This is a genomic window from Aliiglaciecola sp. (assembly GCF_039982535.1).
In the GTDB taxonomy this organism is placed as follows: domain Bacteria; phylum Pseudomonadota; class Gammaproteobacteria; order Enterobacterales; family Alteromonadaceae; genus Aliiglaciecola.
Genome location: NZ_JBDWYG010000056.1, coordinates 84,357 through 97,662, shown reverse-complemented (window position 1 = coordinate 97,662; position 13,306 = coordinate 84,357). Strand labels below are relative to the sequence as shown.

General features: G+C 42.4%; 12 protein-coding genes, 2 tRNA genes and 1 pseudogene. 3 read left to right on the top strand and 12 right to left on the bottom strand.

What is annotated here, in order from left to right:
• Positions 1 to 86: 86 nt before the first annotated feature.
• The 3 genes and pseudogenes from ABJV04_RS16715 to ABJV04_RS16705 all read right to left on the bottom strand — a co-directional run bounded on the left by ABJV04_RS16715 (position 87) and on the right by ABJV04_RS16705 (position 3,360).
• Positions 87 to 1,724 (bottom strand): hypothetical protein, encoded by a 1,638-nt coding sequence (locus tag ABJV04_RS16715; protein ID WP_348492722.1) that lies wholly within the window; start codon positions 1,722 to 1,724, stop codon positions 87 to 89.
• 361 nt (positions 1,725 to 2,085) lie between these two features.
• A pseudogene (locus tag ABJV04_RS16710) lies at positions 2,086 to 2,337 on the bottom strand (endonuclease III); the annotation flags it as partial.
• A 129-nt stretch (positions 2,338 to 2,466) separates the two neighbouring features.
• Positions 2,467 to 3,360 carry an AraC family transcriptional regulator gene (locus tag ABJV04_RS16705; RefSeq protein WP_348492721.1) on the bottom strand — a complete coding sequence of 298 codons (894 nt, stop codon included), beginning with the start codon at positions 3,358 to 3,360 and terminating at the stop codon, positions 2,467 to 2,469.
• Between the two features lie 210 nt (positions 3,361 to 3,570).
• Here ABJV04_RS16705 and ABJV04_RS16700 point away from each other — a divergent pair, with 210 nt between their 5' ends.
• The 3 genes from ABJV04_RS16700 to ABJV04_RS16690 all read left to right on the top strand — a co-directional run bounded on the left by ABJV04_RS16700 (position 3,571) and on the right by ABJV04_RS16690 (position 6,107).
• Positions 3,571 to 4,521: an SDR family oxidoreductase gene (locus tag ABJV04_RS16700; RefSeq protein WP_348492720.1), complete on the top strand. Its 951-nt coding sequence runs from the start codon at positions 3,571 to 3,573 to the stop codon at positions 4,519 to 4,521.
• 27 nt (positions 4,522 to 4,548) lie between these two features.
• The gene (locus ABJV04_RS16695) at positions 4,549 to 5,268 is read left to right on the top strand and encodes a fibrobacter succinogenes major paralogous domain-containing protein (RefSeq protein WP_348492719.1); all 720 of its coding nucleotides are present in this window, start codon (positions 4,549 to 4,551) and stop codon (positions 5,266 to 5,268) included.
• Between the two features lie 98 nt (positions 5,269 to 5,366).
• Entirely contained in the window at positions 5,367 to 6,107 is a 741-nt protein-coding gene (locus ABJV04_RS16690; RefSeq protein WP_348492718.1) for an alpha/beta fold hydrolase, read from the top strand.
• An 86-nt stretch (positions 6,108 to 6,193) separates the two neighbouring features.
• Here the strand turns inward: ABJV04_RS16690 and nth are convergent, their stop codons facing one another.
• From nth to ABJV04_RS16645, 9 genes are all read right to left on the bottom strand, one after another.
• On the bottom strand, positions 6,194 to 6,826 hold the full coding sequence (gene nth / locus ABJV04_RS16685) for an endonuclease III (RefSeq protein WP_348492717.1): 633 nt from the start codon (positions 6,824 to 6,826) through the stop codon (positions 6,194 to 6,196).
• A gap of 13 nt (positions 6,827 to 6,839) precedes the next feature.
• Positions 6,840 to 7,538, bottom strand: a complete 699-nt coding sequence (locus tag ABJV04_RS16680) for an electron transport complex subunit E (RefSeq protein ID WP_348492716.1) — start codon at positions 7,536 to 7,538, stop codon at positions 6,840 to 6,842.
• Position 7,539: 1 nt separating this feature from the next.
• Positions 7,540 to 8,202 (bottom strand): electron transport complex subunit RsxG, encoded by a 663-nt coding sequence (gene rsxG, locus ABJV04_RS16675; protein ID WP_348492715.1) that lies wholly within the window; start codon positions 8,200 to 8,202, stop codon positions 7,540 to 7,542.
• 3 nt (positions 8,203 to 8,205) lie between these two features.
• A complete protein-coding gene (gene rsxD / locus ABJV04_RS16670; protein WP_348492714.1) occupies positions 8,206 to 9,300 on the bottom strand; it encodes an electron transport complex subunit RsxD in 1,095 nt (364 codons plus the stop codon).
• Between the two features lie 6 nt (positions 9,301 to 9,306).
• The gene (gene rsxC / locus ABJV04_RS16665; RefSeq protein ID WP_348492713.1) at positions 9,307 to 11,745 is read right to left on the bottom strand and encodes an electron transport complex subunit RsxC; all 2,439 of its coding nucleotides are present in this window, start codon (positions 11,743 to 11,745) and stop codon (positions 9,307 to 9,309) included.
• A gap of 11 nt (positions 11,746 to 11,756) precedes the next feature.
• Positions 11,757 to 12,311, bottom strand: a complete 555-nt coding sequence (rsxB, locus tag ABJV04_RS16660) for an electron transport complex subunit RsxB (RefSeq protein ID WP_348492712.1) — start codon at positions 12,309 to 12,311, stop codon at positions 11,757 to 11,759.
• Positions 12,311 to 12,892, bottom strand: a complete 582-nt coding sequence (rsxA, locus tag ABJV04_RS16655; RefSeq protein ID WP_303476321.1) for an electron transport complex subunit RsxA — start codon at positions 12,890 to 12,892, stop codon at positions 12,311 to 12,313. The genes rsxB and rsxA overlap by 1 nt, the downstream gene beginning before the upstream one ends.
• Before the next feature lie 151 nt (positions 12,893 to 13,043).
• Positions 13,044 to 13,120 (bottom strand) — tRNA-Asn (locus tag ABJV04_RS16650).
• Between the two features lie 21 nt (positions 13,121 to 13,141).
• Positions 13,142 to 13,218: transfer RNA gene (locus ABJV04_RS16645), tRNA-Asn, on the bottom strand.
• Positions 13,219 to 13,306: the final 88 nt, after the last annotated feature.

Below are 13,306 nucleotides of genomic sequence, written 5' to 3'. Positions count from 1 at the left end.
TTTCACGGGTGAATCATAGTCGAATGTGATTTTCGGTGACACTTTCAATTTTACAGAAATGTTTAATTCGCAAATGCCTATTCAGCTCATAGCTCAATTGTAGGGATCAATTTGATTAATGCTTTTCGCGTATAAGCAGAATCATTTACTTGATGCTTAATATCTTCATAATAAGTGTTAATAGCGTCAGTATTGCTAAGTGCTTTGTGCGCGTAAAATAAACCTAACATTGTATTCAAACGTTTTGGATTGCGATTTAACGATGCTTCATAAGAATCAATAGCCTGAATATATAAACCTTCTTGCATTAACATATCTCCAAGAAGTTCACTTGCAGGGATTATCGCTCCGGGCGTGATTGGGTGTTTTTGTGTTGATAGTTCAAGGGAAGCTGCCTCTGACATTTTGATCAAACCTTGCTCCTTGTTTCCTTGAGCGTAGAGCATCCATGCTTCAGCAGCGCGCATTTGAATGGTAACTTGCAATGCCCAATAATCGCTCTCGTTAGCAATTTGTGTTTGCAGTTTGTTCAGTTCAGCGATCTCTTCTTGTGCGTTTTTAACTTGGCTAGTTCGTGCAAACCCTATTGCTTTCACAAAATGTGTAATTGCAATATATGGTCGATGGGATTCATCCCAAGGAAAATTTGAGGGTATTTGGGGTTGTAGTTTTGTAGCTGATTCCCAGTCTTGTCTTTCTGCCACAAAACGCGCGGGGATAGCAGAAAACGCATAGGCAGAAGCATGGTTAGTCTTGTTATATGGCGCTTTAATATTCGTCAAATTATCAATAATGGATTTTACTGCGCCATCGTCTCCTTTTTGCAAATATGCATATGCCAAGTAATCGAGGGCGTGAGTGTAATGGGAATTAATAACACCGCTCGATACACACATTTCCCAAGCGGTTTCTGAAGACATCTTGTTCCATTTAATTGATTTAGTCCATTCACCCAAGCGTGTATAGATGTGTGACAACATATGGGCTGCATGAGGAACTTTCGGTGTTATTTTACCATAATTATCAGCAACTTCTGATGCCATATGAGCCAGGCTTGGCGTGTCGTAGGCATGAATAATATAGTGGTGTGCTCCAGGGTGTTGTGGATTCGCAGTCAGTACCAATTTTGCTATTTTTGCCGCGGCTTGATTTTGTTCATAACTTTGGTCTGATTTATTAGCTGTAGCTAGAAGCGATAACGCGTAAAAGGCAAGTGCCTCGTAGTCTTGTGGAAACTGTTCGCTAAGAGATTTCCAAGCCGCTTCAAATTTTTTAAGGCGGTTCCTTTTGGTGCTGCCAGCAATAAAGTAGGCATGAGTCGTCATCAAATAAGCTTTTTCTCGTTGAGTGGTACCATCAATATTAAGGCCTTTTTCGGTTAAAATTGCACCATCTTGTAAGTCCTGTGTAGACGGGCCTCCTGGCCACAATGGGTGGATCTTACTCATTGCTTTACCCCACAAGGCGATAGCGCAGCTTTTGTCTTCGACAAGTGCATTGCTGAACAAAAAGTTTGCTTCGTCGTACATCATGTGATGAAGCAGCGCTACGGCACGCTCTACCAAGGGAGCCGCTGTAGCGTTGCAACTATTAGGGAAATCAACCGAGCCTATGGGCGAGTCCATAATGTCGAAAAATCCAGAGTTAGCAGACAACGCTGGTTTGGGGGTACATGCTATTAATACACCAAACAGCAAGCTTACAAAGGTAAAATTAATTGTCATAGTGTTGCGTCCTTATTATGAAGGTTTCTGCACGGCTTTTATGCCTCACTTAAAACCTCTTATTGCTTTCTATGAACAAACAAGCAGACCGGTATGAATAAATGTTTATTTGACCGAATCTAATTCTACTGAATCGTTCGTCTAATGTTAACTTACTGCTATGTACTGGTATTGATATTGTTCATATATTAAACAGCATGAGTTCCTTAAGCAATAACATTCCAAAATGTTTAAAGTGATAGAATTGAAATGAGGGAAGATGGAATTGGCTGCCCAATGTTGCTGGTATTGACTGGCTTTAATAAGTCAAGAAACCATCTGGCAATTGATAAAGTGACGGAGTCTCTGATGGATGCCGCCCTTATTTTTCTTGCTTTGCGTTGTTAGCACACAAATCTTCAATAACACAAGCGCCACAGCGAGGTTTGCGTGCCACGCAGATGTATCTACCATGTAATATCAACCAATGGTGCACATCCACTTTAAATTTAGCCGGTACCACTTTGAGTAGTTTCTGTTCTACTTGATCGACATTTTCACCCATGGCGAGCTTAGTGCGGTTGGAAACGCGAAATATGTGGGTGTCTACGGCAATGGTGGGCCAGCCAAAAGATAAGTAAGGTAGATGGAAAATGGTCTACATATTGGTACTATTTTGAGACTTTCTTCAATGTATCCAGTTTATTGACATAGTTGAATCATTCAGAGTAAACCGTGGGAATGAAATTATTTTATTCGACACTCAAACCCTGTTGTTATTTCTTTCTATTGTTTGGCTCCATTGCTTTGGAGCTTGACCGTACATTCTTTTAAAATCTCGACTAAATTGCGATGAACTGACATAGCCGACTTCCATGGCTGCGACATTAACATTTCTCCCTTCAGCAATTTTCATGGCTGCGTTGTTAAGTCTCATAGATTTGACAAATTGGATAGGTGACATATTCGTTGCTTGTTTGAATTTACGATGGAACACCGCGCGACTCATACCGACCTGATGCGCTAGGTTTTCGATTGTTACAGACTCGTTTAGGTTAGAAGACAGCAATTCAATCGAACGAGCAATTTCGTTTCCTACCCCAAATGAGCGTCTGACCGCGTAACCTGAATCTCCTTTTAATATTGCATAGTAAAGCTCTCGTATACGGCTACTACCAAGTATTGCTATATCGGTAGGACTTTTTTCTAGCATTATTAGCCGATATAAAGCGTCAGTGAACGCTTCATCCCAATTAGCTGTGGATATGCCTTGCGGATGTACAGACTCTTTGACTTTGTATGTCACGCCTGTAGCACTTTCCAATTCAATGGCTAACTCAGTCATCACTCTAGTATTTAAAGATATGTACACACCCATAAGAGGGTTGTCAGGAGAAGCTTCTGGAGTACCGGCCTCTATCGGCATAGACATAGTGCAGCAAATATATTTATTTTTATCATAGTAATGTTTATTGTCATTCCAAATGGCTTCTTTTCCACCACTGACTATTGCCGTAATGGATGGTTCGTATAGTGCGGGAGCACAGCGAATTGGCTCCGTTATTTTAAACAATTGCACGCCACTAATTCGGGTTTCTATCATGCCACTTTGGCCTGCTTTTGTGTCAATGAGCTGTTTGATTAACTCTTTACTCATATGAATTGCCTTCACTCCTATGAAATTATTTTCAAATTAACTAGATGAGCACCAAATATCAACATGATGATACAAATAGGCAACTTTTAGAGATTAATCCGCCTATTTAGCCCTAAGCAAAGAGATTATATTAGCTTCATAAAATAATTTAAATTTTGAATCAGTAAGTGCTTTAGCCATTGCTGGTTTAATTAATATTGAGGGTGATTTATGACTACTACAAATCAATTTGGTCCGAATGGGTGGACCCCAGAACGAATCGACTCACTTACAAGCAAAACCTTTGTTATTACTGGAGCCAATACTGGAACAGGTTTTCAAGCCACACGTATCTTGTTGTCTAAGGGCGCTAACGTAGTAATGTTGAACCGTAACCCAAGTAAATCAGAAGCTGCAATCGCAGAGCTTAAAAATGAATTTGGTGATGCTGCCGCAGTCAGTTATATACGGATGGATTTAGCAGAGCTAGCCTCAATTCGACAAGCATCGAAACAAGTATTAGCGCAAGTCCCTAAAATTGATGCACTTATGTGTAACGGCGCTATCGCACAGATCTCAACCCAGCAATTAACAGTAGATGGATTTGAAAGCCAACTAGGGGTTAATCATTACGGCCATTTCTTATTGTGCGGTTTACTTTTTGATCGCATCGAAGCATCACAGGGCAGAATTGTGGTGGTGTCGAGTGAAGGCCATAAAATGGGGATAAGAGGCATTCAGTTTGACGATATGAATTGGGATAAAAATTATCATCCAAATAAAGTGTATAGCCAAAGTAAACTTGCCCAAATGATGTTTGCTTATGAATTACAAGATAAGGTCAAAGCAGCAGGTAAAAATGTCAAAGTTTACGTTTGTCACCCGGGAGCATCTAACACCTCCCTGATCAGAGAAAGCGCCAGCTTTATGACCAGAATATCTTGGGCATTTATGGTAAAGATAGGCATTGCGCAATCTGCAGAAAAAGGCGCTTACCCAGAAGTGATGTGTGCAACCGAAGATAGCTTAAAGGAGCGTGCGTATTACGGCCCAACTGGGTTTATGAATTTCGGAGGCCCAGTAGGAGAAGGCAAACTTGAGTCATTTGTATTAAACAAGGACGTATTAACCAAGTTATGGGCGCTATCTGAAAGAGAAACATCTATTTATTGGCCCTTCTAATTCAATCTACTATGTTGGGCTAAAGTTATGAAAGCAGTAATCTTTATTTTGGGGATAAGTATGTTAACTCCTGTAACGTCATCAGCTAATGACGAAAATAACCTTAAGAGTAGCGCACAAGACGTTAGTCAAAACGCTAACCAAGAAACAGTTCAAGACATTGACGGTAACACTTATCGCACAGTGAAAATTGGCGAGCAAATCTGGTTAGCTGAAAACTTAAGAGTCACTAAGTATCAAGACGGAACTAAGATTAATACTGGCTTTATTCCCAATGATAAAGAAGAAAATCTATTAAAACATGGCCGACTTTACGATTGGCACGATGTTGTGGATGAGCGAAACATTTGCCCAGTTGGCTGGCGAATAGCATCAGATGATGATTGGAAAGCCTTAGAAAGAAGTATTGGTATATCTGAGTCTGAACTAGATACACTCGGCTGGAGAGGTGACAATGATATTGCCATTACACTTAAAGCCGAGCAACCAGACACAATTTTTAAAGGTTTTGATCAGTCACAGGTAAACAAATATCAATTCTCAGCTAGCCCAGCGGGTGTCAAAATTGGCAATTGGTATCTGACACAAGGTATGTATACAGAATTTTGGACCGGCAGCTCTGCCACTGAAAAACAAGCCTACGCCAGAACCCTTGCTTATTCTTGGTGGAATACACACAAAGGTGAAATTCGTCGAGAAAAGCTAAACAAGAATTATATGTTTTCTGTAAGATGCGTGAAAAACTAAAACTAAAACTAAAACTAAAACTAAAACTAAAACTAAAACTAAAACTAAAACTAAAACTAAAACTAAAACTAAAACTAAAACTAAAATCAAAACCAATAATGACAAAGAGCATAGTTACCAGCATTCTATTTTTTCTAAGCCTGCAATTAGCTGGCTGTGCCAACTCTACTGAAAGCTTACCTACCTACAAAGCAGATGATGAGCTTGTAGTACTAGCTCATGGGTTAGGGAGAAGCGACTGGGCAATGTGGCGTTTTGCAAAACGATTAAAAGATGCTGGCTATAAAGTCTGTAGTTTGGATTATCAGAGTATCGGTGTAAGTGTTGCTGAGGTATTAACGGAGACAAGCACCCAAATCGACGCATGTATTTTAAACGCCCCAAAGGTGCATTTTGTGGGGCACTCACTTGGCGGATTGGTTATTAGAGCTTACCTACAAAATAAAACTCACAAGTTACAAAAAGCTAGAATTGGCGAAGTTGTACTCATTGGCACCCCCAACAAAGGAAGTGAGTTGGCCGATCACTTGAGTGACTCGTGGTTAATGGATATTGGCGGCGGCATAAGTCGCGCATTGGTTACTGGGACTCGCAGCTTAGGCAACAACTTGAATGCTTTAGATGTGAATGTCGGGGTAATTGCTGGTACCAAATCATTTGGCCTAACCAATGCAAACTTTACAGGCCCAAATGATGGATTAGTATCGGTGGAGTCAACCAAACTAGATACCATGAGTGATTTCATTACCATTGACGTGAGTCATTCTATGATGCGTTATAACCTAGAAGTTGCCCAGCAAACTATTCACTTTTTGCAAAAAGGAATGTTTAAGCATTAATGAGTGATATTAATAATATTTCATATCGGATTAGTTACATTTGTTTAGGCAAAGCAACTTACTTAATATTAGAGATATTTTATCACTTACTCTGTTTTATCTTTAAACTCACACAAGTCTTCAATAACGCAAGCGCCACAGCGAGGTTTGCGTGCCACACAAATATATCTGCCATGTAATATTAACCAATGGTGCACGTCCACTTTAAATTCAGCCGGTACCACTTTAAGTAGTTTCTGTTCTACTTGATCGACATTTTTACCCATGGCGAGCTTAGTGCGGTTGGAAACACGAAATATGTGGGTGTCTACGGCAATGGTGGGCCAGCCGAAGGCAGTGTTGAGCACTACGTTAGCGGTTTTGCGTCCAACGCCGGGTAGGGCTTCTAAGGCTTCACGGTTTTCGGGCACTTCACCGCCGTGTAAGTCCACCAACATTTGACAGGTTTTCATGGTGTTGACGGCTTTGGTATTAAACAAGCCTATGGTTTTGATATAAGATTTAAGCCCGTCTAAGCCTAAATCTAATATGGCTTGTGGTGTATTGGCCACAGGGTAAAGTTTGGCTGTGGCTTTATTAACACCCACATCTGTGGCTTGAGCCGATAACAATACGGCTATCAATAATTCAAAGGGGGTGGAGTAATTTAATTCTGTAGTGGGTTCGGGATTTTCTGCCCGTAATCGTGTCAATATTTCTCGACGTTTTTGATTATTCATTAGAGCTACTACCTTAACTTTCCGCCGTTACTCTGGCGCGCTGTACCACTTTATCCTGTTCTGGTGTTACCACCCAAGATTCTACTCGTTTATCTAACGCATTTTTAACGGCGATAAGCAGTCCCATGCCCAAGAACGCGCCAGGGGGCAGTATTGCTAACAAGAAAGGGCTATCCGTTTCAAAGACCGTTATTTTTAATACGCTTGCCCATTCACCAAAGAGTAAATTTGCCCCAGAGAATAAGGTCCCATACCCTAAAAGTTCACGCATTCCACCCAAAATAAGTAACACTAGGGTGAAACCAAGTCCCATCATCAAACCATCAAAAGCGGCATGACCTACAGGGTTTTTCGATGCATAAGCTTCTGCACGACCAATAATGGCGCAGTTGGTTACTATTAGCGGAATAAAGATGCCTAGGGCTTCATAAAGTCGGAATGTATAAGCATTCATTAACAACTGTATCACGGTCACAAAACCGGCAATTACCATGACAAAAACAGGGATCCGTATTTCATTTGGGACTAGATTACGTACTAAGGATACCGTGCAATTTGAACCTATTAACACCAACGTTGTGGCCAGACCCAAACCTAATCCATTGATGACTGTCATGGTCACCGCTAGCAGCGGACATAACCCAAGCAGTTGCACTATAGCTGGATTGTTTTTCCATAAACCCTGCCAACTGAGTTCTTTAAATTGATTCATTTTATTCTACCTCAGCACGATTTGACTGTTCATTTTCAACCTCACAGCTGTTTGCTGCGTTAAAAAGAGTCTGTTGATGCTGTTGAAAATATAACACGGTATTTTTTACGCTTTTAACCACCGCTCTTGGGGTGATAGTTGCGCCAGTAAACTGATCAAACTGACCGCCATCTTTCTTAACCTGCCAATCTTTTTGATTATTTTCGGTCACCGATTTACCTGTAAATGACGTTATCCAGTCGGTAATACGCATATCGATTTTATCACCCAAACCTGGGGTTTCTTTGTGATCTAAAACACGCACACCAGTGACTTCCGATTGCATATTAATGCCCACTATTAACTCAATTTTACCGCTGTAGCCATCGGGCGCTGTTGTTTCAATTGCCACTGCCGAAGGCTGATTATTGATTCGGGCAAGATATACAGTGTGGGGATCCTTTGAGCCTAGATATTCGGTATCCACGACCTGTGTACAATCATGCTGAATATCATTGTCGTATAACGATTGCGGAATAATGGCGTTTAAAATAGCCAAGCGTTTCTGTATTTTCTGCTCAGAAATTTGATCTTCAGTCATTGCAAAAGTAATGGCTATGATCGCCGTTGTTACTATAGCAAAAGCGGTAAGTTTGAGACCATTGCTAACGATACTTTGTTTCATTAACTAGTCCTCATCAATTTGTTTCACTTTAATCACATTTTTGTGTTCTGTGCGATGGCCGTAAGTCCGTGGTCTAGTGTAATAATCTATCAGTGGTACACCCATGTTCATAATTAACACGGCAAATGCGATTGCATCGGGATATCCACCCCAGGTTCGGATAATGTATACCCAAGCGCCTATGCCTAAACCAAAAATAATTCGACCTTTGTTCGTGGTGGTAGCAGATACGGGATCGGTGGCAATAAAGAACACACCCAACATAAAGCCACCACTAAAGAGATGAAACATAGGGCTGGCGTAAATCCCGTCATCCACCAAGTACATCATCAGTGATAAAATGCTAATGCCAGCAATCATGCCAACGGGAATATGCCATTTAATCACGTTTAACTTTAATAACAATAATCCGCCCAACAGATAAGCAAAGTTCACCCAAAACCAGCCAACTCCTAAGCCATTATTAAATACCGAGGTTTGCATACTTTCCTGTACGGTTAAGCCCTGGGATATTGATGTTTTCAGCGCATCAAGGGGAGTGGCCATAGTATAACCATCTACATGGGTTCGCAGCTGCTCAATACTGTAACCGTCGGCGCTAAAGCCGCTAAAAATAATACTAAATGAATCGCTGAATGATTGGGGGAATTGACTTAATGCTTGTGGGATTGCCCATGTTGACATTTGCACTGGAAATGAAATGAGCAGCATCACATAAGCGGCCATTGCAGGGTTAAATAAATTGAATCCTAAGCCGCCGTATAATTGTTTGACAATGGCGATGGCAAAAATACTGCCGATCACGGTGATCCACCAAGGCGCGAATGGCGGAATACTCACGGCAATTAAAAAAGCGGTAACCAATGCACTGCAATCTTTTATCGCTACCTCAAAATTCTTTTTACGCATTTCAAGAATGGCTGCTTCAGTGACAATGATGGTAATGCTGGCGATCAAAAAATGAATCAATGCACCCCAGCCGAAAAACCAAGTTTGTACTGCTAAACCAGGAATTCCTGCATACATAACAAGTCGCATTACCTGACCAGTAGTACGTTTCACTCTTTGATGGGGCGAGCTGGCGAATTTAAAACTCATGGCTGATTAATTTTCATCCTTGTCTGCTGCGGAGCTAGACGATTTTTTGGCGGCTTTTTCGGCGCGCTTTAATTTTGCAATACGATTTTGTTCGCGTGCTTTTGCCACTGCTGCTTCTACTTTTTGTTTGCGAATTTGTGCAGCGGTTAATTTCTCACCTTGCTGACCCGTTGGCGCTTTTTTGCTAGCCGTTTCAGGAGCTTTGTTATCTTGCTCCGTTGAAGACTGGGTTTTCGCCGATTCATTTTCGCTGGCATTGGCTTTAGCTAATTTTTTCGCCTTTGCTTTGGCAATTGCCGCGGCTATGGCTTTTTGTTTTGCTGTGGGATCAGGTTTTTCTTCGGATGACCCGTCTGTTTGTGGTTGCTCTTGTTTACTGTCAACGGGCTGGTTTTCACCCGGCTTATTTTCATTTGGCTGAGTATCAACTTGCGGCTTATCTGTTTGTGCACTTTCAGCATTCTCAGAGTCAGCGGATTGGCTCTGTTGCGCCTTTTTAATAGCTTCCCGCTTGGCTTTCGCTTTTGCGATGGCAATAGACACTTTTTCTTGTTTGCTTGATTGCACCTTTGCTGGTGGTGTTTCAGTGGCAGTCTTATCAGAGTTAGACTTATCAGAGTCGGATTTATCATCGACAGCGCTGTTATCTGTTTTAGAGGTTGCCGTAGCTGCAGCCTGCTCAGGTTTAGCTGTTTCGCTAGTCTCTTTGGTTGCGGCTTCTTTGGCCGCGGCACGTTTGGCTTTAGCACGGGCAATTGCAGCAGCGACTTTGTCTTGTTTGCTCGTCTCTGTCTGCTTGCTGTCACTGTTTATTTGTTGCGCTTGTGGGGAATCAACACTTGCATTTGATGGTTGTGCAGACTCTTGAGAGGTAGGTGCCGCCGTATTCCCTTGTTTTTTAGCTTTCGCTCGGGCCAAGGCTGCGGCTATTTTATCTTTAGCATCATTGCCTTTTTCGCTCATGGCTTTTTTGCGCGCTGCTGCCGCTTTAGCATGTTTTTCTTCGCGCTCTTTTTGTTCTCTTTCTAAACGTTCTTTGCGTGCTTCGAATCGTAATCTTGCTTTATCTGCTTGCGCTTTTTCCTGCTCTTGGGTACGGATATCGGCTTTGGCAACACGATAATAGTGGACCAGCGGAATCTCACTAGGGCAAACATAAGCGCATGCGCCACATTCAATACAATCAAACAGGTTTTGCTCTTGGGCCTTTTCATATTCTTTAGCTTGGCTGTGCCAGAACAACTGTTGTGGCAACAAACTAGCTGGGCACGCATCAGCACAGGCACTGCAACGAATACAGGGTTGTTCAGCACTAGGCGCTTGAATTTCACTGGCAGATGGGGCCAATATGCAATTGGTTATTTTAACTACAGGTACGTCATCATTGATGGTTTCAAAGCCCATCATAGGGCCACCCATGATGAGTTTTCTATCCCGTTGTTTATGGGCTTTGTAATGTCCCACTTCCAATAAGTGTGAAAGGGGAGTGCCTATAGGGGCCCAAACGTTCTGTGGCCGTTTAAATGCTTGACCGGTTAAGGTCACTACTCGTCGAATAAGGGGAGTGCCGGTGAAAATAGCGTCAGCAATGGCAAAACAGGTGCCGACATTTTGCATAATAACACCTACGTCGATGGGTAATCCATTTCCGGGCACTTCACGATTGGTTAAAATTTGAATCAGTTGTTTTTCACCGCCAGCAGGATATTTGGTGGGAATGGAAACAACTCTGTACTTTGCATTTTCCTGACAGGCAACTTGCATGGCCTCAATGGCTTCTGGTTTGTTGTCTTCTATGGCAATAATCACCAGTTTGGGAGATAACAAATGCACCAAAATATCGATACCTTGGCGAATTTGCCAAGCATGTTCGCGCATTAAACGATCATCAGAGGTGATATAAGGTTCACACTCCACGCCATTGATAATCAAAAACTCCACATTCTTCTTTGGCGAAGATTTTATGTGAGTTGGAAAGCCGGCGCCGCCCATACCGCTAATGCCGGCATTACAAATAGCTTCAACAATTTTTGACTTGGGCTTTTGTTGATAATCTAAAATAGGCTCTAGGGGCGCCCAAGTTTCGAATTCATCTGTGCTGATTTCTACGGCAAGCTCTGGCAAGCCCGAAGGGTGAGCTGATACATGAGGTCCAATATGACGTACATAACCTGATGTAGGCGCATGTACGGGGACAGAAAAGGGGTTGGTGCTGTGAGTTAAGGGCTGCCCTTTAAGGACTCTGTCACCTTCTTTGACTAATAAGCTTCCTTCTACCCCTATATGCTGTTTGGCCATAACATGTAGGGTTTTAGGCATGGTGATAGTTTCAATGGCTTTTTTATTTGAAAGCGACTTGAGTTGTGGTGGATGCACGCCACCATGGAAGTCCCATAATCGGCCTTGATTTAATCGTTGTAAAATGTGGTCATAATCAGAATACAATTTCGACTTCCTCAATTGACTTGTTTTACGGGAATAGCATCGAGCTGCCATCGCCACGAAGAAGTATTCTGTTCTATGGGAATCATGTCGATACAATCAACAGGGCAGGGGTCGACACATAAATCACAGCCAGTACATTCGTCTTGGATAACCGTGTGCATTTGCTTTGCAGCACCAATGATCGCATCGACTGGGCACGCTTGAATGCACTTAGTGCAACCAATGCATTCATCTTCGCGAATAAAGGCGACTTTTTTAACGTCTTCTTGTCCGTGGGCAGCATCTAAAGGTTTAGCTTCCACTCCCATTAGCTCTGCCAACTGTTTGATCGTTGCGTCACCGCCTGGCGGACATTTATTAATGTCGTCACCATTGGCAATGGACTCTGCATACGGGCGGCAGCCAGGGAAACCACATTGACCGCACTGGGTTTGTGGTAGCAGGGCATCGATTTGTTCCACTAAGGGATCGCTTTCTACCCGAAAGCGAATGGCAGCGTAACCTAAGATGGCACCAAAAATTAGCGCCATGATCCCAATTACGATAAGTGCAAGTGCTAGGGTCATTAAAACTTCACCAATCCAGTAAAGCCCATAAATGCCATTGACATTAAGCCTGCGGTAATCATTGCAATGGAAGCGCCTTTAAAGGGGGAGGGGACATTTGCGGCAGCTAAGCGTTCTCGCATGGCTGAAAACAGAATCAATACTAGAGAAAACCCAACAGCGGCCCCAAAACCATATATAACCGACTCAACAAAGTTATGATCTTGATTGACGTTTAACAGTGCCACACCTAAAACCGCGCAATTGGTGGTAATCAGGGGTAAGAAGATACCGAGCAAACGATATAACGTGGGACTGGTTTTGTGCACAACCATTTCGGTGAATTGCACGACTACGGCAATAACCAGAATAAAGCTTAGGGTACGTAAGTAGCCCATTCCCAGCGGTTGCAGAACATAATGTTCGACTAAATAACTGGTTAAAGAGGCTAGAGTGAGAACAAAGGTAGTGGCCATAGACATGCCGATCGCGGTTTCTAAACGATTAGACACGCCCATAAACGGGCATAGCCCCAAAAATTGGACTAAAACAAAGTTATTTACCAGTACTGTGCCTACTAATAAAACTAAAAATTCACTCATTTGATATGTGTATCGCCTAACGATGATGCAAACAGTGTCTATTATCTCTGTTTACAGACCGATTAACAACTTGATATTTATAAGGTTATGTTGGCTAAAATTTAGCCTATTTGCTACTTAAAATGACACTGAGAGATAGAGCTAGGAGATTTGGCTCCCCCTCCCCGACTCGAACGGGGGACCTGCGGATTAACAGTCCGTCGCTCTAACCAACTGAGCTAAGGGGGAATCAAATTGTATCGTTGAAGTTGGCTCCCCCTCCCCGACTCGAACGGGGGACCTGCGGATTAACAGTCCGTCGCTCTAACCAACTGAGCTAAGGGGGACCTGATTTCAACGGAGGCGAATATTAATGAGCATCAACCGTTCTGTCAATACAATATCTTAGTTTTTTAGGCTTTAATTTAAATTGGT